Origin of the sequence: Campylobacter troglodytis (assembly GCF_006864425.1) — a bacterium.
Lineage (GTDB): Bacteria > Campylobacterota > Campylobacteria > Campylobacterales > Campylobacteraceae > Campylobacter_D > Campylobacter_D troglodytis.
This window is the reverse complement of sequence record NZ_QHLI01000025.1, coordinates 15,994-40,326: the sequence shown is the minus strand read 5'-3', so window position 1 is coordinate 40,326 and position 24,333 is coordinate 15,994. Positions and strand designations below refer to the sequence as shown.

At 36.5% G+C, this 24,333-nt stretch carries 22 protein-coding genes and 1 pseudogene; 5 read left to right on the top strand and 18 right to left on the bottom strand.

Annotated elements, in window-relative coordinates:
* The first annotated feature begins 182 nt into the window (after nt 1-182).
* A complete protein-coding gene (locus DMC01_RS06685) occupies nt 183-1,592 on the top strand; it encodes a CatB-related O-acetyltransferase (protein WP_142693489.1) in 1,410 nt (469 codons plus the stop codon).
* A gap of 613 nt (nt 1,593-2,205) precedes the next feature.
* On the opposite strand, the gene DMC01_RS06680 is transcribed toward DMC01_RS06685, so the two are convergent.
* From DMC01_RS06680 to DMC01_RS06640, 10 genes are all read right to left on the bottom strand, one after another.
* On the bottom strand, nt 2,206-3,435 hold the full coding sequence (locus tag DMC01_RS06680) for a DegT/DnrJ/EryC1/StrS family aminotransferase (protein WP_221887141.1): 1,230 nt from the start codon (nt 3,433-3,435) through the stop codon (nt 2,206-2,208).
* A 391-nt stretch (nt 3,436-3,826) separates the two neighbouring features.
* Nucleotides 3,827-4,120, bottom strand: a complete 294-nt coding sequence (locus DMC01_RS14480; protein ID WP_221887140.1) for a hypothetical protein — start codon at nt 4,118-4,120, stop codon at nt 3,827-3,829.
* Entirely contained in the window at nt 4,110-4,400 is a 291-nt protein-coding gene (locus DMC01_RS14475; RefSeq protein ID WP_221887139.1) for a class I SAM-dependent methyltransferase, read from the bottom strand. Before DMC01_RS14475 ends, DMC01_RS14480 begins: the two co-directional genes overlap by 11 nt.
* A gap of 408 nt (nt 4,401-4,808) precedes the next feature.
* On the bottom strand, nt 4,809-4,997 hold the full coding sequence (locus DMC01_RS06670; protein ID WP_142693488.1) for a hypothetical protein: 189 nt from the start codon (nt 4,995-4,997) through the stop codon (nt 4,809-4,811).
* A 100-nt stretch (nt 4,998-5,097) separates the two neighbouring features.
* Complete coding sequence (locus DMC01_RS06665; RefSeq protein WP_221887138.1) at nt 5,098-5,406, bottom strand: hypothetical protein; 309 nt, start codon at nt 5,404-5,406, stop codon at nt 5,098-5,100.
* Between the two features lie 301 nt (nt 5,407-5,707).
* Entirely contained in the window at nt 5,708-6,820 is a 1,113-nt protein-coding gene (gene gmd, locus DMC01_RS06660; RefSeq protein ID WP_142693487.1) for a GDP-mannose 4,6-dehydratase, read from the bottom strand.
* Nucleotides 6,821-7,725: 905 nt separating this feature from the next.
* Nucleotides 7,726-8,031, bottom strand: a complete 306-nt coding sequence (locus DMC01_RS06655) for a cupin domain-containing protein (RefSeq protein ID WP_142693486.1) — start codon at nt 8,029-8,031, stop codon at nt 7,726-7,728.
* Nucleotides 8,018-8,875, bottom strand: coding sequence for a mannose-1-phosphate guanylyltransferase (locus DMC01_RS06650; RefSeq protein WP_246059073.1), 858 nt, complete (start codon nt 8,873-8,875; stop codon nt 8,018-8,020). The genes DMC01_RS06655 and DMC01_RS06650 overlap by 14 nt, the downstream gene beginning before the upstream one ends.
* A 233-nt stretch (nt 8,876-9,108) precedes the next feature.
* Nucleotides 9,109-9,462 carry a sugar phosphate nucleotidyltransferase gene (locus DMC01_RS06645; RefSeq protein WP_142693484.1) on the bottom strand — a complete coding sequence of 118 codons (354 nt, stop codon included), beginning with the start codon at nt 9,460-9,462 and terminating at the stop codon, nt 9,109-9,111.
* A gap of 622 nt (nt 9,463-10,084) precedes the next feature.
* Nucleotides 10,085-10,618, bottom strand: a complete 534-nt coding sequence (locus DMC01_RS06640) for a hypothetical protein (RefSeq protein ID WP_142693483.1) — start codon at nt 10,616-10,618, stop codon at nt 10,085-10,087.
* Between the two features lie 427 nt (nt 10,619-11,045).
* Between DMC01_RS06640 and DMC01_RS16590 the strand changes: the two are divergent.
* Nucleotides 11,046-11,704 (top strand): annotated as a pseudogene (locus DMC01_RS16590) (IS1595 family transposase); the annotation flags it as partial.
* A gap of 380 nt (nt 11,705-12,084) precedes the next feature.
* Here the strand turns inward: DMC01_RS16590 and DMC01_RS06630 are convergent.
* From DMC01_RS06630 to DMC01_RS06605, 6 genes are all read right to left on the bottom strand, one after another.
* Nucleotides 12,085-13,035, bottom strand: a complete 951-nt coding sequence (locus DMC01_RS06630; RefSeq protein WP_142693482.1) for a KpsF/GutQ family sugar-phosphate isomerase — start codon at nt 13,033-13,035, stop codon at nt 12,085-12,087.
* Nucleotides 13,036-13,044: 9 nt separating this feature from the next.
* Nucleotides 13,045-14,682, bottom strand: a complete 1,638-nt coding sequence (locus DMC01_RS06625) for a polysaccharide biosynthesis/export family protein (RefSeq protein WP_142693481.1) — start codon at nt 14,680-14,682, stop codon at nt 13,045-13,047.
* Nucleotides 14,682-15,884 carry a KpsE/RkpR family capsule polysaccharide export protein gene (locus DMC01_RS06620; RefSeq protein WP_246059072.1) on the bottom strand — a complete coding sequence of 401 codons (1,203 nt, stop codon included), beginning with the start codon at nt 15,882-15,884 and terminating at the stop codon, nt 14,682-14,684. Before DMC01_RS06620 ends, DMC01_RS06625 begins: the two co-directional genes overlap by 1 nt.
* Entirely contained in the window at nt 15,881-16,546 is a 666-nt protein-coding gene (locus tag DMC01_RS06615; protein WP_142693480.1) for an ABC transporter ATP-binding protein, read from the bottom strand. The genes DMC01_RS06620 and DMC01_RS06615 overlap by 4 nt, the downstream gene beginning before the upstream one ends.
* A complete protein-coding gene (kpsM, locus tag DMC01_RS06610; protein ID WP_142693479.1) occupies nt 16,533-17,336 on the bottom strand; it encodes a capsule polysaccharide transporter KpsM in 804 nt (267 codons plus the stop codon). Before kpsM ends, DMC01_RS06615 begins: the two co-directional genes overlap by 14 nt.
* 198 nt (nt 17,337-17,534) lie before the next feature.
* Nucleotides 17,535-17,936, bottom strand: coding sequence for a hypothetical protein (locus tag DMC01_RS06605; RefSeq protein ID WP_142693491.1), 402 nt, complete (start codon nt 17,934-17,936; stop codon nt 17,535-17,537).
* Between the two features lie 314 nt (nt 17,937-18,250).
* On the opposite strand from DMC01_RS06605, the gene ciaI reads away from it, so the two are divergent.
* From ciaI to DMC01_RS06590, 3 genes are all read left to right on the top strand, one after another.
* Entirely contained in the window at nt 18,251-18,811 is a 561-nt protein-coding gene (ciaI, locus tag DMC01_RS06600; RefSeq protein WP_142693478.1) for an intracellular survival protein CiaI, read from the top strand.
* A gap of 2 nt (nt 18,812-18,813) precedes the next feature.
* A complete protein-coding gene (gene dut, locus DMC01_RS06595; protein ID WP_142693477.1) occupies nt 18,814-19,497 on the top strand; it encodes a dUTPase in 684 nt (227 codons plus the stop codon).
* 1,262 nt (nt 19,498-20,759) lie between these two features.
* On the top strand, nt 20,760-21,509 hold the full coding sequence (locus DMC01_RS06590; RefSeq protein ID WP_142693476.1) for an EI24 domain-containing protein: 750 nt from the start codon (nt 20,760-20,762) through the stop codon (nt 21,507-21,509).
* Here DMC01_RS06590 and tilS read toward each other — a convergent pair.
* On the bottom strand, nt 21,498-22,853 hold the full coding sequence (gene tilS / locus DMC01_RS06585; protein ID WP_142693475.1) for a tRNA lysidine(34) synthetase TilS: 1,356 nt from the start codon (nt 22,851-22,853) through the stop codon (nt 21,498-21,500). The genes DMC01_RS06590 and tilS overlap by 12 nt on opposite strands.
* On the bottom strand, nt 22,853-24,163 hold the full coding sequence (rimO, locus tag DMC01_RS06580) for a 30S ribosomal protein S12 methylthiotransferase RimO (RefSeq protein ID WP_142693474.1): 1,311 nt from the start codon (nt 24,161-24,163) through the stop codon (nt 22,853-22,855). Before rimO ends, tilS begins: the two co-directional genes overlap by 1 nt.
* Nucleotides 24,164-24,333 lie beyond the last annotated feature (170 nt).

Below are 24,333 nucleotides of genomic sequence, written 5' to 3'. Positions count from 1 at the left end.
GATATAATGTTAAAGTTAAGAATGAAAATTTGTATAAAATTTTGTTAAAATTGATTAGAAAAAATCCTATAAAATTTTAGCTAAAAGTATCAATCGCCTAAATATTTTGCAAAGAGGGTGAGAAGTTGAAATGAATGAAAATTTAAAGCTTTTTTTAGTTAAAATTCACAAAAGTAGTACAAATGCCACAAATTATCTTAAATAAATTCGCCATAGAATATCTAATGCAAAATAATATCCACAACCGCTTTACCACAACCACCGCAGTTTTTAAGGAAGGTGATAAGCTCATAGTGCCTGATGGTGGCTATGCGGAGGAATTTTGCTCTCAGCACGGTGCTGTGTATTGTCAAATGGGAGCGATTTCTTACTCAAACTCCCCTCTTCGTCGCACAGATATTAAGATCGGCAGATACTGCTCTTTTGCGGCTGGCTGGGGCTTCATCGCTGACAAACACCCGCTACACCTTATCACAACTTCATCTTGCAACTATGACGGCATACATAGCATATTTAAAGATTCTAGTCAAAAATTCAACCCCAACTTCAAGCCGTCCATATCTTACGCCCCATTTTCAAGTGCTGGTAAGAAAACCATCATAGAAAACGATGTTTATATCTGCACGGACGCACTCATTAAGCCTGGTATCACTTTGCATACAGGCTGCGTCATCGCTCAAAGGGCTGTGGTAACAAAGGATGTGCCACCTTATGCCATAGTGGGTGGTATGCCTGCGAAAATCATCAAATACCGCTTTGATGAGGCTACAAGAGCCAGGCTTTTGGCAAGTAAATGGTGGGAGTATCATTTTTCAAGCTTTGCTGGGATGGGTTTTCATAAGGGCATAAATGCTTTTTTAGACGAGTTTGAAAGGCGGGTTGAAAAGGACGAGATAAAGCCATTTAGCCCCTTGAAAATGCACTTTGAGGAGCTAATTGAGAGGAGTAAGTTTGTAGGCAATGTTAATGGCATTGCGAAGAACAGTGAGCTGTTTTTAATAGGAGCTTGTGAAAGAGTAAAGGAACATTTATCGTATAAAATAGGGATTTTGTTAGACTCAAATACAAATTTTTTCTTGCTTTTAGTTTTAATTTTAAATGCCTTGCATAAAAAAGGCAAAAAGGCACATTTAAAGGAAGCTATCAAAATGCCACTTAGTGCTTATGAAGATTATGAAGAGGCTTTAAGGCTACAAAAAAGCCGTGGGTATAGGCTTGGCAATGCCTTTGTGAATGTTAAAAAGCTAAAAGATGAGGAGTTAATGGCTGCTTGTGGGCTTAAAGCTAGGACTGAGATCTGCCTTAAAAAGAATGAAGACTGTGTTTCAAAGGATAAAGCGTATTTTGCAAAAGATAAAACTAGTAAAGATAAAACTTGCCTTGAAAATGGGGGGGGGGGGGGCGAAGCCACCTTTGGCAAAACTACTTTTGTGCAAAAAGTGCTTATCCTTTGTCTTTGCACCAACCTTCAAAGCAATTCCTTTCAAGGCACTTTTCAAAGATCCCCACAAAGCTTTCAAACACCCTTGCACAATTTCAAATTCTTTTCATATCACAAAAACTTCGGCAAAACAAGCACTTTGGCAAGATAGTCTGCAAGCTTTGGCAGCTTAGAATTATACTTGCAAGAAGGCATTTTAAATGAGCTTTTAGTTTGCAAAGTTCAAGCAAGTTTAAATAACTTAGATCCTACTTGCAAATTTAATCAGCACAAAAAGAGTGTAAGTACACAAGGTGTCTTAACCTTTAAATTCAAGCCTTGTGAATTTAAAGTTATTTAGACTTAATTAAACTTAGACTTAATATACTTTAATAGACTTTTTGCCTATGAAGTTTAATTAAGACTCAAAATGCTTTAACAAGATTTATCTTATCAAGTTTAATTGTTTTTTTGATGAAAATTTAGCCTTACAGCTTCTAGCTTGTTGAATTTTTAAACAAATAAGATCAGCACCGTTAAGCCTTCATTTATAAGCTTTATCAAGCAAAGGCTTGTTTTTAAAACTCACAAAGCTAAGTTCTTAAATTCATAAAAATTCACAAAGCTTCAAAGGCATTCATAAATCTTGCAAGCAATTTAAAAAAAGCATAAATAAGCTTTACAAGAAATTCAGCTTTTAAAAAACACCAACAAAATTTACAAGAATTCAGCTTAAAATGCTTGAATTTATTTTTAACTTAAAGCATTTTTAAAAAATAAAAAGCTTAACTTCTCTTATAAAACTCTTTTATTTTCTTGCAAATATAAAGAACTTGTTCATCTTTTAGCTGGGTAAAAGAAGGAAGCCAAAGCCCCTTTTGTCCTATTAGCTTTGATACAGCAAAGGCTTTATCATTGATAGAATTCAAGCTCTCATCTGCAAATTCATTAGCACTCTTTTCAACACAAGAGTTTGTTTTGGTTTTTAAATCACTAGCCTTAAAATCCTCACAGTGCGTCCCATTCCTAGCCTCCCCATTTTTTAATAAGCCCTCATAAGCAAGTTGTTCATTTATGGGAGGATACATCACCCTAGTTTGTATGTTTTGATCCTTTAAAAAGGCTGACAGCTCAGCTCTTCTTTCACAAAGTGCGTCATAAAACCAAGGCACAGTGCAAGATAGATCCTGCTTAAAAAGCTCTATGCCTTCTATCCCAGCTAAGCCCTCCTCATAAAGTCTGTAAAGTTCTTTTTTGCGTTTTATCCTACAATTTAGCTTTTTCATCTGTTCTATGCCAACTACGGCTTGAAGTTCTGTGAATTTAAAATTATATCCTAGGCATTCGTGTATGTCATTGCCTCCCCCACTTCTGCCAAAGTCTTTGAGTTTGCGAAGTTTGCAAGCGATTTCATCGTCATTTGTGATTAAAGCACCCCCTTGTCCTGTGGAGATGATCTTAGGCATAGAGAAAGAAAAACTTCCAACCAAGCCCATAGTTCCCATATGCTTGCCGTTTGGATAAAACGAGCCAAGTGCTTGTGCTGCATCCTCGATTAGTGCTATGTTTTTTTCCTTGCAAAGTTCTACAAAGGCTTCAATGGTGCATTTTGGATAGCGTCCATTTGCACTAACTAGCATTATAGCCCTTGTGCGTGGGGTGATAGCCTCTTTTGCCCTTTCTAGATCCATACATAAAGTATCTCGTTCTACATCGACAAATACAGGCCTTGCGCCAAAAAACTGCACCGAATTTGGCGTGGCTATCATAGTGTAATTTGGCACTATGACCTCATCATTTGCCCTTACTTCTGCTGCAAGGGCAGCAAGTGTGAGGCTAATGGTGCCGTTATTTACCACTATGCAATGCTTTGCCCCTGTAAATTCAGCTATCATCCCTTCAAATTTGGCTGTGTTTTTAAACTCTGTCAAAAAGCCATCCTCGCTCATATACTCATTTAATGCCCTTTTTTCCTCATCCTCAAACCAAGGACGCATCTGCATTATAAAATCCATTTTTATCCTTTCTTTTATGCTTTATTTTTTGCTTTCTTTTTTGCTTTCTTTTTTGCTTTCTTTTTTGCTTTATTTTTTGCGGTGAATTCTTGCGAATTCTTTTTTGTTTTGCTACCAACTAGCTTGGTATTAAGGTGAATTCTTGCTGACACTTGTTTAGCTCACAACCCCCTTGATGTAAAGAGACTTTGCAAGGCTTAAAAGCCTTGCTTTGCTCGTTTTGCTTACTTCGTGCGTTTGCTATACTAACAACTCGTTGGGTATTAAGACACTTCGCAAATTTCAACTACATTGAATTATTTGCACTCATTTACTCGTGTATAGTCCAAAAAATGCCTCACGATCTTCGCCTTAACCACTAGCCTTGAATTTAAGCCCGGCCTAGCCCTCTTTAAAGCTTAGTCGCTTCTACATTAAGCGAGATTAAAATCCCATTTTCTTTATCCATATGCGGATAATAAGCTTGGCTGTGGTCATCATAGTCCTTGTGAATGGTTTTTTGCCATTCATAGTGTTGAACTTTGTCAAAGCCATTATTTTCTAAGATTTCCTTTAGAGAAGAAAAGGGATAGACCGTTTTCTGATATATTATCAATCTCCCCCCATTGCTACTAGCAGTTAAATCGCTAGCATTTGTGCTAATTTCCATTCGCCCATAAAGTGGTCCTAAAATTTTATTTACCACTTTTTTGATACACCAAAATGAGCTTATCAAAATCAGGCACAGCCAAACGCAAGAGCCCTCCTTTTTTAAGCACCCTACCCCACTCTTTAAGCACACTTACAGCCTCAAATCTATCAAAATACCCAAGGCTATGCGAGCTATAAATTAGCTCAGCGCTTTCATCCTCAAACATTGATAAATCTTTAATGTCGCTTTTGTGATGAATATGTGGCATATCGCACAGATCCACATTGATAAAGCCCGGAATTTGTCTGTGCCAACAACCTAGATGTAGTTTCATTTTATCTCCTTTTTATTTTGTAAATTAAAGTTAAACAAGCATTTTGTTAAATTCAAAGAAGTTTAAATGGGACACAGTCTTGTCATTGCAAGTTTGTAAACTAAGCAAATAATCCACACCCTTGCCATTCTTAGCTTTTGCAAGCGAAGAAATTCTATTTTAAATTTGAGATACTTCGCTTTAGCTTTGTATGACAAGAATTTTGTCATTCCCACCGTAGCGACCAAGCAGCTTGCAAGACGTAGCCAAAGCAAAAAATCTCTTTTTTGAATTACGAGATACTTCGCTTTAGCTTTGTATGACAAGATACAAGTTGAGATACTTCGGCTTCGCCTCAGTATAACAAAGATTTATCTCAGTATGACAAAGATATAAATTTTAATATCCTTTGCCATTCTTAGCTTTAGCTCAAAGCCAAGAAGCTCTTTTGAATTTAAGCTCATTCACACGCTTAATATGACAAGTTTTGATGTTTGACGCACCTTGCTTACTTGCAACAAGTATGTCAAACTTAGTGTTTTGCCTTGACAAGGCTTGAATTTTGTTTTGTAGCTTCCACAAAACGCCGTTAAGCCCCTTAACTTCTTTGAAAAGCAAGTTTTTTAATCACTCACTTTCTATCCTCACCCTGTCAAGTTCTGCGCCCACATAGGGACCATTTTTCACCTCCAAAACCTGAGTGTCATCCTCTAAAATATCATAGTCCTGTTAGAGCTACTAGCACCTCTCCACTTTTTACCTCAAGCTCGCCCACTAGGTTTTGTTTGCTATCATAGATTCTAGCCCTTATGCTGCCTTGTTTGATAAAAAGAACCTCTTGGGTTAAGAAAACCTCTCTTTTTACTTCATTGTGTCTGTGTGCTAAAAGCTTTTTGCCCTTATCATAGCCCCATACTCCAACCTGTATAAACTCGCTATCAGAGGAAAAAAAGTTAAGCCCCTTTTTAAAATCCCCCTCACTTAGATGCCTTGCTAGCACCATTTTACCTTCTTTGAATTCTTTCATTTTTACTTCCTTTCTTTTGATTTTTGGCTAAACTAAGTTTTTTTTTAACTCATCCTTACTCCTTTCTTAAACTATGAATTTCAAAGGCTTCACAAGCACTTAGCTAAAAATTCACTCAATCTTGTGAATTTTTTAATCAAATGCCCTCAAAGCTCACTCAAATCCGTTTTAAACTCGCAAAATTCACAGCATTTTCACAAGGTGGGCTTTAAACTTGCTTTAACTTGATTAAAATTAAAAGTGGGATTTAAACTAGCTGTAACAACCTAAATTCAAAGGCAACTTGCTTAAAATTCAAATCCTACTCAAAATAGCTAAAAATCTTATAGCCCCTATCTTGCAAATGCTTATCCCTTTGCATTAGCTTTAAATCGCTTTGCACCATATCTTTGATGAGTGAATTTAAGTCATATTCAAGCGTCCAGCCAAGCTCTTTTTTCGCCTTGCTTGCATCGCCTATAAGTAAATCAACCTCAGTTGGACGAAAATACCCACTATCCACGCACACTACTTCTTTGCCAAGCGGGAGCTTAAACTCACCCTTGCACGCCGCAACAAAAGCCTTCTCATCAATGCCCTCGCCCTTAAATTCAAGCTCTATGCCAAGCTCATCAAATACAAGACGGACAAATTCACGCACCTGAGTGGTAATGCCAGTTGCGATGACAAAATCATCAGGCTTAGCTGCTTGTAAGATAAGCCACATAGCCCTTACATAGTCCCTTGCGTGCCCCCAGTCGCGTTTGGCTGAAAGGTTTCCAAGATAAAGCTTATCTTGCAAGCCAAGGGCGATTTTAGCAGCAGCCCTTGTAACCTTACGCGTTAGGAAGGTCTCGCCACGAATAGGGCTTTCGTGGTTAAACAAAATCCCATTGCTAACAAACATATCATAAGCCTCGCGGTAGTTTTTGCTAATCCAATACGCGTAAAGTTTCGCACAAGCATAGGGCGAGCGTGGATAAAAGGGCGTTTTCTCGCTTTGCGGTATCTCTTGCACAAGCCCATAAAGCTCGCTAGTGGAGGCTTGATAGATCTTCGTCTTTTTTGTAAGCCCTAGCAGCCGCACAGCCTCTAAAATGCGTAAGGTGCCTATGGCATCAGCATTTGCTGTGTATTCAGGTGTCTCAAAGCTCACAGCTACGTGGCTTTGTGCAGCAAGATTATAAAGCTCATCAGGCTGAATTTGCTGTATAATGCGTGTTAGATTCATAGAATCTGTCAGATCCCCATAATGCAAAAAGAGTTTGCAATCCGTCTCGTGCCTATCGGTGTAGAGATGGTCTATCCTATCGGTGTTAAAGAGCGAGGCACGGCGTTTAATGCCGTGCACCTCATAGCCTTTGTCTAGCAATAATTCAGCCAAATAGGCTCCGTCTTGATCTGTGATGCCGGTGATTAACGCTTTTTTAGTCATTATTTTCCTTTCTTTTTAGTTTGTCTTGTGAATTTTGGCGTTTTTTGGGGCTAAATTCACAAGGCTTTTTTTGTATTTAACGCCTTAATTTCAGCTAGTCTCTCGCTTGTCTTTTTGCAATAAATCGCTCTTGGTGGGCTCGATAGACTAAGATGTCTTATCCACGCCCACCAAGAGCAATTTCTTATCAAAAATACCTCGCTCGTAGTAAGCTCCTTAAATCAAGCTTTTTCTATCAATTTAGGCATTAAATTCAACAACTTTCTTTGTCCTTTCACTTAAACTTCATAGATTTGCCACAACCGCAAAGAAAATTCACGTTTGCGTGAATTTTCAGTGAAATTAAATTTAAGACGCGGATTTTTGATGAGAAATTCATTTGGGTGGGCGAAGATAAGACTGAAAGCGAAGCGTCTATCAAGCCCACACAAATGAATTTATCGCAAAAAGCCCCGTCAGCCTTGTGAATTTAACTTAAAAACCACGATAAAATTCACAAATTTAATACAAAAATTCACAAACAACTTTAAATCAAAGCGAAAATTCACGCAAAGCGTGAATTTTCAGTAAAATTAAGTTAAAGGCATAGGATTTGGAGCTAGAAAATGATTTTTGCGAACGCAGACCAGACTAAAGGTAGCGGTCTATCAAGTTCGCAAAAATTATTTTATAGCCCAAAGCCGAGCCAAGCCGAATTTTAAAAGCTCACAAGAGACAACCAAACTTCACAATAAAAATTCACACAAAGAGTGAATTTTTTGAACCAAAGACGATAAGGCGTTGTATCTTGAGCCCAATTTGCGGGCTGACGAGCGAAAATTAGGCGAGACTAGGCAGTATAGCCTGTCAAGCCTAATTTTTGCGATACTCCCGCGAAGGCAGCCAAGAGACAACGCCGTTACCATTCAAGTTCGCCTAAAATCATCCTCAATCCTCACAATGTCGTCTTCCTCCAAATACTCCCCCACCTGTGCTTCGATTAAAATCACAGGTATTTTTCCCTCATTTGCAAGGCGGTGAATTTGCCCCATTTTTATGTATGTCGATTCATTAGGACGCAAAAGCCTTTTTTCATCGCCCACAGTAACTGTTGCCGTGCCGCTAACTACTATCCAGTGCTCGTTTCTATGAAAATGCTTCTGCAAGGATAGCTTTTTGCCAGGCTTTACCTCAATACGTTTTAGCTTGTAGCCTTTTTCACTTTCTAGCACCGTGTAGCTGCCCCAAGGACGGGTGAATTTTGCGAAACTTACTTGCTACGTCAAGCCTTGAAACAAGTTCTTTCACCCTTTGAGCCCTGCTTTTGGGGACAAGTAGCAGTGCATCCTCGCTGTCTATGATAATAAGATTTTCTATCTCGCTTGTGGCTATGAGTTTCTTGGCATTTGAAGAGTAGATGAAATTGCCCTTGCTATCAAGGTTTAGGGTCTTTGCCTTGATGACATTGCCCGTTTTATCCTTGTCAAAGGCATCATAAAGGGCTTCAAAGCTGCCCAAATCGCTCCACTCAAACTTGGCTTGAATTAGTTTTAATTTATCAGCCTTTTCCATAAGCGCGTAATCAATGCTATTTTCAGGGATTTTTTCCATATCCTCGCGTTTTATGCGGATTAAATTTGACTCTTTAATAGCGTTTTTAAGGGCATCTTCGCAAGCTTTTAGAATTTTGGGGGCGAATTTTTGCATTTGTTTGAGAAAAAAACTAGCCTTAAAGATGAAAATTCCACTATTAAAAAAGAAATTGCCCTCTTTTAGATATTTTTGCGCGGTTTTTAAATCTGGCTTTTCGTAAAAGCCTAGCACATCGCCATTATCATTCATTTTTATGTAGCCAAAGCCTATTTGAGCTGTATCTGGCTTTATGCCTAAAAGGACAATGAAATTTTGCTTGGCAAGTTGGGCGGCTTTTAATATGATTTTTTCATACTCTGCTTGGTTTTTGATTAGATGGTCGCTTGGACTTACTAGGCAAAGCTCATCCTTATCTAGGCTTAAAACGCTTAAAGTTATGGCTGCTGCTGTGTTTTTGGGGAGGGGTTCGAGTAGAAAATTTATGGAATTTATGACTGAATTTATCTTTGAATTTATGCTTGAATTTTCGTTTAATTTTGTTTGTGAGTTTTCTTTTGAGCTTGAATTTTTGCTTGAATTTGCATATTCTTTGAATTTTGTGTTTGAGCTTAGTTGCGGGTTTGAATTTAAAAATGGGGTTATGGTTGAGTTTTTGTTTGAGTTTGTGTTTAAGTGGCTTGTTGATTTTGTGCTTGAATTTTTACTCTTTTCATCTTTTAAAGCCTTGTTTTCAAGGGCATTAACCCCCCCCCCCCCTCATTTATGCTAAAATTTAAGCCTTCTAGCTCATCAATTTGATCAAGTGCTAAAAAATACTGCTCCTCGTTTGAAACCACAAGGAAATTCTCACAAAGCAAAGCATTTCTTTGAAGGCAAAGCTGAAAGAGGGATTTTTCTTTGCTCTTTTGTGTGAATTTTTCTTGCTGTATTTGGGCTGAATTCACACTATTTAAAGCCGAATTCACGCCCAAATTCGCATCAAAAAGCTTGATAAATTGCTTTGGCATTAGCTCTCTTGAAAGCGGCCAAAGCCTTGTCCCACTGCCTCCGCAAAGAATGATATTTGTCATAAAACGCCCTTATTTATTTTAAGCAAAGATTATAACCAAGATACATAAACAAAAGCCTTAAAGAAAGTGCAATTATTCTTCGCACACTATAAATAACAAGTGTGTAGCTTGTAATTCTTCTCAACGCTTAAAATGACAAATTGACTAACAAAAATCTTTCAACTCGCCCAAAAAGGCAAACTGAAAACTACCAGCTCAATATAACAAGTTATACCCTCGTTTTGTTATACTGAGGTAGTGAAGTGATAGAAATATCTCTATTTTAAATTTGAGATACTTCGGCTTTGCCTCAGTATGACAAACTTTGCGTTATTTTGATATACTTCACTTAGTATGACAAGAATTTTGTCATTATAAGCGTAGAGACCAAGCAGAGTGGCGTAGCCCAAGCAAAAAAGCTCTTTTTGAGATACTTCCGCTTTCTGCGAAAGCTCAGTATGACAAACTTTTATGTTGTTATGAGATACTTCGGCTTTGCCTCAGTATGACAAGGTGGTATTTGAAACACTTCGCTATCCTTTAGAATAATAATTTTACAAAAAACTTCGCTTACAAAAATCCCTCGCCACGCATACAAAAACGCTTTTCAAAACACTAGATAAATCGCAAACTCAAAAGGCATTTAAGCAAAATAATGCTCAAATTCCTTTGCCCTTTGACGGCTTAGTGGGGTTTTGATTTTTTCTTGCTCTAAAAGTTCGCCGCTAAGATTGTAAGCTACTGTCTCAAAGAGATCTTCAAAATTGTATTTGTCAAAATCAAGCGTGAATTCATAAGGGGTTATGTTGTAAATATATAAGGATGAGATGTATTTACTCATTTTAAAATAAGCCTTTTGCATACTTTCGTAAGAAAAATCATAAAGCTCAAATTCTTGCAAAAGCTCCTCAACAGCCTCTTGAACCTGAATTGAAACATAGATTTTTTCATCTGGTGCGTCCATAGCCTTGGCAAGTTCTATGCTAAAGGGTCCATATCTAAGGCTTTCAAAGCTAAGTCCTATAAAGAGCTTTTGGTGTGCTCTGTAGTGATTAAGCTCGATTAAAAAAACTATCTTTTGATATAAATTTAATGCTAGTTGTCCCTTGCTTATTTGTTTAAGATAATAAATTAACTCATTTAGCCTTGTCATAGAGGCTTCATTTATGCATTTCATTTTAAGCCTTTGTCATTGATATAGGCTTAAAAAGCAATTTTTGTTCTAATCTTGTCTAAGCTGAAAACTTTTTTATCATTTTTGTTTGAGCTTATGAAAATGGAGGTTGAATTTTTGGTTTAAATTAACTTTTTATTAAACTGTACTCGATTTTTATCTTAGATTTAAATGATAGCTTGAAGTGTTGGCTAAATTTAAGCAAAAGCTTGAAAAACTGTATTTTAAAAAGACTCAATTAAACTTAAACCAAATTGACAGATTTTTAAGTTAACGCCTATGAAAAACAAAAGTCCGTTTCCGAATTGTCTCAAAAGAAATTTAAGGAATTTTGAAGTATTTTTTACTTCGCCTTTCGGCTCGTAACTTTACAAGAGGCCCTTGATTTAGAGGCGAAAAAATCGCTGAAATTTGTTAAATTTCATAACAAAGTTTGTGCAAAATTTTCAAAGAAATTCGCATTTTGATAGCAAAAGAATACGAAAAGCTTTCTAAAATGAGTGGTGAAATCGAAGTTGATGAGAATTATTTTTTGCTTCGTTACACTAGCAACTGCGTAGTAGAAGGTGCAAGGCGTGTTCGTGGTAAGCGTGGACGTAGGACTGGCAAGAAAAGATCTATGTTTTTACTTCGTGCTACGCACTCGTCCCTTTGCGAGAAGGGATGCTAAAGCGCTACGCTAGCGTTTATGCACTCAAACACTTGCTCTGCCAAAGAGCTATTATCTATCATAAGGGATTTTGCAAAGCTTAACGAGTGCGAGATTTACAGCGACAGCTGGAAGGCTTATGATGGTTTGGTGGATTTTTTGCTTCGCTAGGTTCGCAACTTTGCAAGAAGGAGTAAAGGCACATTATAGGGTAAAACACTCTAAAAATGAATTTGCAAACGGACGAAACCATATCAACGAAATTGTGAATTTCTGGGGACCTTACAAAGGCTAGATTAAGTCAGTTTCACGGGATTAAAAGGGAATTTTTCTACCTTCATTTGAAAGAGAGTGAATTTCGATACAATGTCAAGGTTAAAAACGAAAATTTGTATAAAATTTTGTTAAAATGGCTTAGGAAAAATCCTAGATCATTTTAGCTAAAAGTATCAATCGCCTTTAAAAAACATAAAAATAACAGTGCAAATTTAGATAAACTGTGAATTTTTAATTAAATTCAAGGTGCAGCATTTTTCTTCGCACCCATTGGGTGATGAAAAATTGATTTTGGCAAACAAAAGATAACGGTAGCACTTTGCGAAATTCACAAAAATCAATTTATCTCCAAAGCTTAGTCAAATTTAAAAAGCCCACAAAACATACAAAAATTCACAAAACAAGCTAAAATTCACAAAAAAGCTAAATTTACCCTCTCATCCACAAAAATAAGCTCAAAGCAAAAAATGTCAAAAAAGCATCCACAAAAGACTAAAATTCACAAAAAAGGCAAAAAAATTAAAGTCTCACAAGCCACTTTAAGCTAAATTCGCCCTATATCATAAAGCTGGATCACCCCAACGATCTTGCCCTTACTTGCTACTGGAATTTCTTTGATCTTATGTTCTAGCATCAAGGCTTCTGCTTCTGTTGCCATAGCATCAGCGTCTATGATCTTAGGGTTTTTACTCATTATCTCACTTGCTATGAAATCAAACCTTGGCTTTTTATTTCTTTTTAATGCCCTTCTTAGATCCCCATCTGTTATGATGCCTATGATATTTTCTTTATCCATCACAAGACAAAGTCCAAGTTTGCCACTAGTCATCACATCTATTAGCTCATTAAATGGAGTCTTAGCATTAACAAGGGGCAACCTTTTTACCATCACATCCTTAACCTTAGTAAGCAAACGCTTACCCAAGCTTCCTCCTGGATGAAAAAGGGCAAAGTCAGTTGGCTTGAAATTTCTTTTTTTCATCAAACAAACAGCCAAAGCATCCCCCATAGCAAGTGTGGCTGTGGTAGAGCTCATAGGGGCTAGCTGCAAGGGACAAGCCTCCTTTTTTATGGATATATCAAGGCAAAGATCAGCTTGCTTGGCAAGGGTTGATTTAAGATTTCCACTCATTGCTATGATCTTAATTCCTGCCTTTTTTATGGCAGCAATGATCTTTAAGATCTCCTCGCTTTCTCCTGAATTTGAGATCATAAGCAAGGTATCCTCCCTTGTAAGCATACCAAGATCTCCGTGTAGCGCCTCAGCTGGATGCATAAAAAAGCTAGGAGTTCCAGTACTTGCCAAAGTGGCTGCTATCTTAGCTCCTATGTGGCCGCTTTTTCCTATGCCACTTACAACTAATCTGCCCTTTGTTTCTAGTATCAAGCTTATAGCCTTTGTAAAATTAGCATCGATCTTCTTTTTTAGATCCTTAATGGTCTTTGCTTCTATCTTAAAAACCTCTTTGGCTATTTCATTTAGATCTATTGACATAAGACCTCCTTAGTTGCGATTTATATTAAGAACTACATTTGTAGCTATGGCTATTTGATATAAAATTTGAGTAAGCATGGCTGTGATTTGCAAATTTTGAGAATCGATCCTTGGCAAGACAAGTATATTATCCCCTGGTCTAATCCTAGCCATAGAGCCTATAAAGCTTACTCTATACTTTTCAGCCTTGCCACTGGCTCTAATAACTAAGACCCTAGACTTATCAGCCCTGTCGCTAAAATCCCCTGCTAGATCAATATAATAACCCATCTTCTTTTTATCCACAAAGACAAAGGCACCTGGCAAGGCTACCTCGCCTTGAACTAAGACTAGATTGTTTTTACTTGGAACTACTATTAGATCATCTTCTTCTAAGATGATGTTTTTGTAGGCATTTGGGCTGTCAATTACTATTTGCCCCTTTGGTTCTACTTGCTTTGCCCTTTCTATGAATTCAAGTATGGTTCTTGCTTGATTTGATCTAATGGCTGCTCCTTCTGCATTTACAGAAGGAGCTGTTAAAGCTAAGGTTTCAAGCTCTTTAAGCTGAGCTTCTATGAGTTTTTTTTGAGTTAGGGCAACGCTTTTTCTAAATACCTGAATGGAATCTAGATCTGAATGGGCATTAGCTCTAATTCTAGCTACTACCTCGGCTAAATTTGTGCCTTTTTTTACCACCAAGGCGTGAAGTCCGCTGTGTTCTCCTTCTATCCTTATGCTTAAATTTTGGGCATTATAATCAGGTCTAAACTCCACCTCATCACCTGTTTGAAGCATAACAGTTTCAAAGTCTTTTTTGGCATAGGCATTAATGTGTAAGTTATTGTTTGCTGAGTAGCTTTTGACTATGGCATTTGTTACTATGGCTCTTGCTCCTGCTATCTTGGCTAGATCTTGCAAGCTTAAAATATCATCTTTTAGCTCGAAGCGAAAGGGCTTTTGCACATCCCCACTTGCAAAGGCGTATTTTTTAACATCCCCCACTAAGATCACATCTCCTGTCTTAAAGGCAAAGAGGCTTATTTTGCCAGACAGCAAAAACTCATACAAATCCAAATCATACAAGGGCTTGTTTTCTCTTAGAATTTTTATATCCCTAAAACTACCATACTCTAAGTTTATCCCATTTGCCTTGTCAATATACTGAATCACAGAATCAGAGCTTAAACCCTGATAAAGCCCAGGAGAATTAACATTTCCCGTTACAAAAACAGAGACATTTTGATAGGCATTCATATCTGCATAAACAAAGACATTATCCTTGTAAATTTTAGCAAGATCAGCCCTAATAACCTCGAGCAAATCAGCATTTCTAACCCCTAAAATTTGTATAGCACCAACCTGAGGTATGAAGATATTTCCTTGAGAATCGACTATTAAATTGCTTTCAAACTGCACAGCACCCCAAATTTTAACACTGATCATATCCCCAACTGCTATTTTGTAGTTTGGATTATAAATGTGTTGAGAGCTTTGCTTGAAATTTCCGCTAAATAAATGAGCACCAAAAACAGCACTGCTTTGCACCTTGCTTAAACTTGTGTTGTTATCTGTGCTTGTTTCATTTGTAGCTGTGCTGCTTGTTAGCTCTGAAACATCAACGGCTAAGATAAAAAGTGGCAAGAAAAATAAAATAATCTTTTTCATTAATACTTATGCTCCTCTATTATGGTTTTTATGAGCCTAACTGTGCTGTATATGAGGCTTAGGGCTATAAAGATGGTTATTATATTATATAGCTTTCTAGGATACATAGGGCTTTGTGGTAGGGTTGGGCTTTGAATGATTACTAGCTGTTTGATCTTTCTAATGGCTTCTATCCTTGTGCTTTCAAAGGCACTTAATGCTGTTGTATAAGCACTCTCAGCAAAGCCAGCTTCTACTGTTAGTTTTTGAAAGCTAGCTAATAGCTCGTTTAATTTTTCTGAATTTACGCTGACATTTGCCCTCATCTTTTCTTTTTGAAGCTGTTGTTTTAAAGCCTCAATCTCAGCTTTTAGGGTGATCATTTGAGGTGCATCATCATTTATATAACTTTGCATAGCAAGTAAGGAGGCTTCTTTTGTGGCTAGGTTTGCCTCCATAGAGCCTATGAAGCTGACCCTTGCTTCTGTTTCTTTTGAGGGATCAAGCACTCCGTGTTCGTTTTGAAAATCTGTGAGAGCCTTTGTGGCTTCTTGATATTTTTCTTTATATTTTAAAAGCTCAGCCTCTGCGAAGGCAAGTTGTTCTCTTGCGTTTTTGTGAGTGATCTCATTTACAAATTTTTCACTTTGAATGAGTATGGCACTTGCTATTTGATGAGCTTGTTGGGGCGTAAAGCCTTCTACTTCAAGATTTAAAAGCCCATCTCCTTGATCTATAACCTTCACTCTATTTTTGTAGTATCTTAAAAAGGCTTCTTGATCATCAAAAGAATAAAGTCTAAAAAAAAGATCAAGCCTTTGTGCTTCATATAAGGAGCGGATATTGATATTTTGATCTAAAATTTGAAGCATATCAAGGGAGGAGATGTAGTTTTTTAAATAAATAAGATCCTCATTAGTTGCCGTGCTTGTTCCACGAAAAAGGCTGTCTAAGACCCCAAGGGAGCCACTTTGAGAAGATGTGGCTCTAACGCTAATTGCACTCTTGCTTACATAGCGATCACTTGCTATAAAAAAATAATAAAACACGACAAAGCCCATCAAAACAAGCACGATCTTAAAAGAATCAAAAAACAAAAGCTGCTTTAATCTTTGAACAAAACTAAGTTTGCTAACAGTATAAAAGGTCCTAGCTGAATCAAGCTCCTTGATCCTTTTAACAAGGGCGCTTTCTTTTAGCTTGACAAGAAAATTTTTTTTCATTTCATCATCCCTTGATATGCCAAGATGCCCTCTTCTATGTCATCAAAGATATGTATCTTGCCTTGATCTAGTAATAAAATTTTATTGCACCACATTCTAATCTCATTTACATTGTGCGAGACCATTATGACCCTTGATTTGGAAAGTTTTTCCTCATAAATTCTCCTACTTTTTTTCACAAAGGAAGGATCCCCAACAGCACCTGCCTCATCGATTAGATAGTAATCAAAGTCAAATGCCATACTCAAACCAAAGCCCACCCTAGCCCTCATACCAGAAGAATACCTTGCCATAGGCTCATCAAAAAATTTCCCAATCTCTGCAAAGTCTCTTACAAATTCAACCTTTTCTTTGAGCTTTCTGCCTCTAAAACCATAAATTCTAGCCACAAAGGCACTCATATCCCTTCCTGTTAAAGAGCCTTGAAAGCCTCCGTTTAAGCCAAGGGGCCAAGAGATTCTTTGATCTGTTATGATCCTGCCCTTATTTGGCACCTCAGCCCCACTTAGCATATTCATAAGGGTTGATTTACCAGCTCCGTTTTTGCCCATAAGTCCTATGCTGCAATTATCAGGAAGCTCAAAGGTGAAATTTCTGAAAATATAATGCCTCTGTCCTCCTCTTAGCATATAAAATTTGGTTATATTATCAAGTTTGATCATCGCGTTTTGCCGTTAGTTCTTGTCTTTTGTAATAATAAACCCAAAGCCCTATATAAAGTAAGATCATGCTCACACTAAGAGGGTAAAATAGGGTTATTTCCTCTCTTAAAGGATAAAGTTCAAAATACCCAGCCTTCAAGCTTTCCATAATGTGAAACCAAGGATTGTAAAGTAGTATATTAAAAAGTCTATTTGGCAGGATCCAGCTTGGAAACAAAACAGCCGAGGTAAAGTATAAGATCATTATGAAATATCCAATCAAGGATCTTAAAACATGAAAAAAATGAGCGATAATAGCCAGTATAAGCCCCAAAGAAAAGCCAGAAAGAACAAGCACCAAAAAGGAGGCATAAAATTCTAAAAAATTACTAGGAGTAGCAGGATAATCAAAAAACCAAGCCAAAACAAGCATCAAAATAACAAAGATAAAAAAATAAAGAAAGGTTTCAAGCAAGGTCCTTGCTATAAAAACATGTATGGGCTTTACAGGTCTATAAATAAAAAGCCCTAAATTTGCCCCTATGCCTCCCATAAGCTGTCCTACTATGTTTCTAAACATAAAAAAAGGTATTATGCCAACGGATAAAAACAAAAAAATAGGCATAGAACTTTGAATAACCCCTTGCTTATAGCCTAAAAACTGATAGCTTCTAATAAGACTAATGATGCCAGCTATAAAAATAACTTGCATCATAGGCTCAGCTATAAGCCAAAAATATCCAAGTCGTCTATTTTTACCAAATCTTGTTTTAAGCTCTCTAAAAAAAAGAGCATAGATCACATTCCACATAAATATCCTAAAAATTCAGCCTTGTGAATTTTATCTTAAATTCAAGCCTTAAATTTAGCCCTACTTTTAAGATCTTTGTTTAAGCTCTTTTGGCTTAGATTTATCTAGCATATCGGCAAAAAGATAAGCAAAGATCTTTTTTAAAACAAGGCTTTAAAGACTAAGACACAAGTTTAATATAAAATTCAAAACAAATCCCTAATCTCTTTCAAAGATAAGCTTTTTACCAAAAAAGGCATTGTCTGTGAATTTAACATAATCTAGCCTCAAAGCAAAGCAAACTCCCTTATAAGCTCTTGCAAAAGGAAAACGCTCATAATAAAGCCCGACCTGCCTTTCATTTGCCTCTAAAAATACCCCCTTTGCTTGAATGCCTTGTAAAAGAGCAAGCTTATTAAGCCTTGCTATGTTTATGCTGATGTTTGGGTTGATTTTAGCAAGTTTTATGTGCCTTGTTTCTATGTGCGAGGCTATAATTAAGCTTAAATCCTCACAGTCAAAGGCATAAAAGGCATTTGCGCAATACACCCCAGAACCGTCTTGCATAGACCAAGATAGAAGCTTATTTTTTTGCAGATATTTTTTGATTCTTTCATCCATAAATAAAATTATATACTTTTTACCTGCTTCTTTTATCAAAAATATTATTCTTTGTATGAGTGAGCTTTGTCAGATCAAGCCTTGATAAGAAACTCAAAAAGAATTTTTTGTTTTGCAAATTTGCAAGAAGAGGGCTTCTTGACTCTTTGTAAAATTCAAGGCCTAGCTTCTTTAAAAAACGAAAATTCTTTACAAACAAAGCTTTTATGGCAAACGGACAAAACAGTGTCATAAATTTCAACATTTTTTTACAAAAAGGCTAAAGCTAAGAATAAAAATGTCGATTTAAGGCTTAAAACCTACAAGGATCTATTATGCAAATCGAATCAAGTTCAAATCAAAATTTTGGCTTTTCTTACACCACAAGCAGTGGCAAAAACCTCTCTCTTTCGATGTTTGACAGACAAAGTGCAAGTTATAGCAATGACGGAGAAAATCAAAGCTTAAGCCTAAGAAGACAGTACGGCTTTTCCTTTTCCTACCAAGGCTCGCAGCTCACACAAGCCGATATGGCCGAAATCAAAGATGCTATGAAAGAGGTTCAGCCTATCCTAGATAAGTTCTTGCAAAACTCAAAGGTAGGACAGTTAAACCCTCAAGATTTCATACAAAATGCTATGCAAGTTGCCAATATCTTGCCAAGTGCTAATAACGAAAACAAACAAAATGCCACTATGGATAGGCTAGTAAGTGCCTTTGATCAAGCACTTAGACAAAATCAAAGCGAGGATCCAAAGCAAAACACCACCATGCTTGAAGATAGCAAAAGGCTAATTGATGAAATTCGTCAAATCTTTCAAAAACAGCTTCAAGCCTTGCAAGATGAAAACAAGGACACAAATAAATTTAAAAATACCTTCGGTTTTTATGTCTAATGATGACAAAGACAAAAACAGTAGAGGCTATGCTAGCCTTGCAACAAAGGCTAAATGACGAGACAAATGGCAAGGACTGGAAAGAAGGCTACACAAAGGAAGGTAAGCTAATTAGCTGGAGGCGCTGCATTTATATGGAATGTGCTGAGCTGATTGACTCCTTTGCTTGGAAGCATTGGAAAAACATAAAAACACCTACAAATTGGGACAATGTCCGCATTGAAATCGTTGATATTTGGCATTTTATACTGAGTATGTTGCTTGAGGAATTTAAGGATGCAGATCTTGCAAAGATCTCGCAAGAACTTTGCTCTGTTAGTCATTTTGAGGAGTTTTGTAAGGAAAAGGGCAGACCCAATGAGGCTGATATATATGGGGTTTTAAACGATATAGAACTGATTATTCACAAGTGTAGTGGCTTTGGACTTGATCTGGGTGAGCTTTTATCTGCTTATTTCGTGCTTGCTATGAAGTGTGGGCTGAATTTAGACGCACTTTATGCCATTTATGTGGGTAAAAATGTGCTAAATATCTTTCGCCAAAACAATGGCTACAAGGAAGGAAACTACAAAAAAACTTGGGACGGAGTTGAGGATAACGAGATTTTAAATGAAATTTTAAAGAGTGAGCTTGAATTTGAGGCTATTTATAAAGAGCTTGAAAAAAGATATGAGGCGGTGAGATAGTGAATTATGTGAATTTTAGCTTTTGCTTGTGAATTTTTGCGTGTTGTGCTGTTTTTTGAGTATAAATTCACAAAGCTAGCTCGTTGGTTTAGATTGCTGAATGCTGAGAAAGAATTACGGATTTGTTGTATAGTTTGATTTAATAATCACACAATCTTTTTTTCAAAAATAAAAATTTAACAAGCTTAGTTAAAAAATCAATGCTTTTTAAGAAGGCTCAATTAAACTTAACAGGATTTTCTCTTATCAATTTTAATAAATTTTGATGAGAATTTTGTCACAAATTTTTCGTCTTAATTCTGTTTCTTTTAAGTGAAGGATAAAATTTTCTTTTTTGTGCTTCTAAATTTGGCAAGTGTCAACTTTGCAAAGTCCTAGAAATTCACAATTTTGTTTATGTGGCTTCGTCCCTTTGCAAACTCGAATTTGGCGTGTTTTACCCTATAACCTTGCTTAGCAAAGTAAGGGGCAAAACATTACAAAAAATCAACTAAACCATCATCAATAGCCTAGCACTACAAAAATTCCATCTTGCTTAAATCCCATAGATAAGAGCTTCTTAGCTAAGTAAGCTTTTATAAGCTAAGTATAAACTTGCCCATTTCATTTTAGCAAATCTTCTTGCAAAGGGACAAGAAGCTTAACGAAGTAAAAACATAGGTATTTTCTTATAAGCTTAACGCCCACGCTTACAACGCACCCTTTTTGCACCTTCTACTACGCAGTTACGAGCAAAGCATTGTAAAAATAACTCTCAGCTATTTCAATCTTGCATTTTTGAAATTTTTTCACATTCTTTAAGGCTTAAAATTCTAAGATTTTTTATGATTTTATCGATGCAGAAATTTTGCTTAATTTTAAAATTTTTATGGCTTTAAGATCAAGGCTTTTTGAAAAGTTGCAAGAGGAGTAGCACGAAGCCAAAAATACTGCAAAATTCTTAAATTTAGCCTTTGAAATTTTTAAACAAATCATATACTTGTTTTTCACCTTATAAATCATAACTTAAAACTCATTTATTTGAGTTTAAGTTATTTTTAGCCTTAAATTTAATGGAAAATTCAAGCTTTCATTTGAATTTTCATATTTATTTTGATAAATTTGTGAATTCCTAGCTTAAACAGTATAGATTTTTTGCTACCATTTCATCAAAACTGTGAATTTTCACTGTAAAAATTGTAAATTCTCACTCAAAGCATGAACTGAAAATAATTTAACAACAAAGCCATAAAATGAATTTTAAGCTCTTTTAAGGAAGATAAATGACTCTCAAAGAAAGCTCAATCTTAAGCATTTTAAAGCTAGCTCTAAAAGATTTTTTCACCAAAAAATTCCTAAATTTCGCCCTTTTACCCCTCTTTTTTAGTGTTTTGCTTTTTGGGCTTTTGGCGTATTTTGGCTTTTCGGTTTTACTTGGCTTTTTTGATGAATTATTTGGCACAGACCCCGAGGCTTCAATGTTTGCCTTCATTTACAGCCTAGCCTTTGTGCAAATTATCATCACCATTTTAAGCTTTCTTTCAGCTTCTTTTGTGGTGGTTTTTGCCTCCGTATTTTTGGCGATTTTCATTGTAAGTTTTCTCACGCCCCTTATTTGCAAGGCAATAAACGAAAAGTATTACCGCCACACCCGCACAAACAGCATCTCCACGACAACAGTTGTGCTTAAAACCCTATGGATACTTTGTAAATTCACCATTTTTGCCCTCATAGCCACGCTAACCTTGCTCTTGCCCTTTATCAACCTTTTTGTGTATTATGTCGTGGTTTATTATCTCTTTCACAAGCTTTTATTGCTTGATGTAGCTAGCAATGTGCTTTCAAAGGCTGAATTTAACGCATTTTACGCTCGCACATCGCCTTTGGAGTTTAAATTCACCACACTTTGCTTTTACTTGCTCGCCTCCGTGCCATTTGTGGGACTTTTTTTGCAGGTATTTTTCGTCATCTTTTTAACACACCTTTTTTATCAAAGGGTGCTGAATTTAAAATCTCTAAGTTTAGAAGGATAAAAATTCAAGCAATTCTTTCGTTTCTACGCCGTTTTCATAAAGATAAGGACGCAAGAGCTTTGGGATTTTGGCTTTTCTGTAATTTTCTCTTTGAGATTTTGGGATCTTATGGCTATTGCTTTGAGTTTTACTGTATTTAAAAACCAAGCATTTACCACGCATAAAGGCTATGGCAACTTTCCCAGATACCACTATATCTTTAAGATCAAGCTTTTTACCGTTTACAAGGCTTATATCTTGGCTTTTGTTTAAAACTTCTTGCTTGATAAAATTGATCTTATCATCAAGGGCTGAATTTTCATCCTGTGAATTTGTTAAATTGTGTAATTGTTTTTGTGAAATTAAGGGCATATGTTTAAGCAATTCCCCCCTTTGTCCCACACTCATGACAACGCCCATTTTTTTAACAGCCCTTGTAATCGCACTTTCAAGGCATTCGCACACTAAAATGCCCTTAAATTCAGCTATCTCATCATCGCACAAATTTTTGGCGTCTTTTTCAAGGTAGGCAAAACTTTTTACCACGCCAGCACCAAACTCACTCAAAAAAGGCGTAGCAAAATGCTTACGAATAAAGTTTCGCTCGTATTTTTCGTTTTCATTACTCTCATCATTAAAAAATTGTATTTTTTCTTTTTCTAAAAAGCCTAAAATTTCAGCCTTTGGTGTGTTTAAAAAGGGACGCAAAAGCGTGAAATTTGCCCTTTTTTCACTCTCTTTCATACCCAAAAGCTCAACTACCCCAGCCCCCCTTGCAAGCTGTCTTAAAAACCACTCAAATCTATCATTCATTTGCTGAGCTAAAAGCACGGTTTCATACTTGTAATTCAAGCAAAGTTCATTAAAAAACTCATATCGAAAATCCCTTGCCTTTTGTTGAAAATTACCCTTAAAATTTGAAGCAATTTTAACAAAAATTTGCTTATTAAAGTCCCTTGCTAACTTTTTCGCAGCCCTTTCTTCTTTATCACTTTGCTTTCTTTTTTTGTAATTTATAAGCACCAAATCAAAGTTAATCTTATGTGCCACAAGGGTGTAAAACAAAGCCGTGCTATCGCTTCCATAAGAAAAGGCAAGCAGATTTTTACTCTTTTTTAAAAGGCTCAAATGCTCGTTTTTGATTTTAAGTGGCTTTAAAATATCCTTTGAATTTAAGGCTAAGCCCTTGCTATTTTTAAGCTTTTTGTGTGATTTTTTTGTGTCTTTTAAGGGCTTAGATTTTTTATTTAAAAAAAGGTGTGAATTTTTTGTGTCTTTATCTAAATTCAAGGGAGATTTTTTACCCAAAGAAGACCCATTCTTTGATCTTATCTTGCCCTTGCTAATAGCCTTTAAAGCACTCATTAAGCTTCCTTTAAAGCCCTTGCTATGAGCTTTTTATCCACGCTTTGCGTGATTTCGCACTCATAGATTTTTCCTTGCTCTAAGACTCCGCATTTGCTTTCATTGATGAGAATTTCTCCGTCAATGTCCCTATCCCACCGTAAATCCTTGCCCGCTATGAAAAAGCCCCCCTCGCTACTTGTGCCTGTGCAAACAACCTGTCTAATTTTGCCAAGCTCACGCGAAAAACTTTGTTCTATCTTAAAATCTACGATTTTTTCTATGATTTTAAGGCGTGAATTTATGATTTTTTTAGGGATTTGAGGCATTTCATAAGCACTTGTGCCCTCTTCTTTTGAGTAGCCAAAGATGCTAATTCTATCAAATTCAAAGCCCTCCACAAAGTCGCAAAGTTCCTTAAATTCAGCCTCGCCCTCACTTGGATGTCCTACTATAAAGCCCGTGCGTAAAAAGCTATCCTCACTTTGCCTCATTAGGCTTAAAAGCTCCAACAAACGAGCCTTATTTGCCCCCCTTTTCATCACTTTTAACATCTTATCGCTTATGTGTTGTAAGGGCAAATCAAAATAATTCACAAAGATTTTTGAGCTTATAATGCTCTCAATTAACTTCTCGCTCACGCTTGTAGGGTAAAGATACAAAATGCGAGCAGCCCTAATGCCTTTTATTTGCTCTACTTCTTTTATTAAAGAGATGAGTCCATCCTTTTGCCCCTTATCAAGCAAATATGAGCTACTATCTTGGGCGATAAAGGAAAAATCATAAAAGCCCTGTGCTACAAGGCTTTGCAGCTCTTTGACTATGCTTTGAATGCTTCTTGATTGAAGTTTGCCCTTAAAGCTAGGTATGGCACAAAAGGAACAATGCTGATTACAGCCCTCTGAAATTTTAACAAAGGCGTGAGAGTTTGAGCCCGTAATTACTCGCTTTGTGTTTTCGCTTTGTAAATACACCGAATTTGAAAATAAATTTGTTTTATTTAAAATAAGCTCATCTATCCTCTCATAATCTCTCACACCTGTGAATAAATCAACCTCAGGCAAGGCTTTTATTAGCTCATCTTTGTAACGCTGCATCAAGCAGCCCGTTACCACAAGCAAAGAGCCTTTTTTTCGCTCTTCGTGCAGATTTAAAATGCTTGCTATGCTTTCTTCTTTGGCACTTTTGATAAAACCACAGGTATTTACTATTAAAACATCAGCCTCGCAAGGACTTTCTACAAGGGCGTAGTTTTCAAGGCGTCCTAGCATAATCTCGCTATCTACTAGATTTTTGTTGCAGCCAAGTGAGTGCAGGTAAAGTTTTGGCATTTATAATCCTGTTATTTAACTTTGCTAAAATTTCAACTTGTTCTTTTGCAAAAAAGTGCTGATTTTATCAAAGAAGCTTGTTGTTATAAAAACTTCGTTTTCAAAAAAGCTCACTTTAAACTCTCAAAAGAAAGAATAAGTGGGCTTTAAGCGTAGCCAAAGCAAAAAAG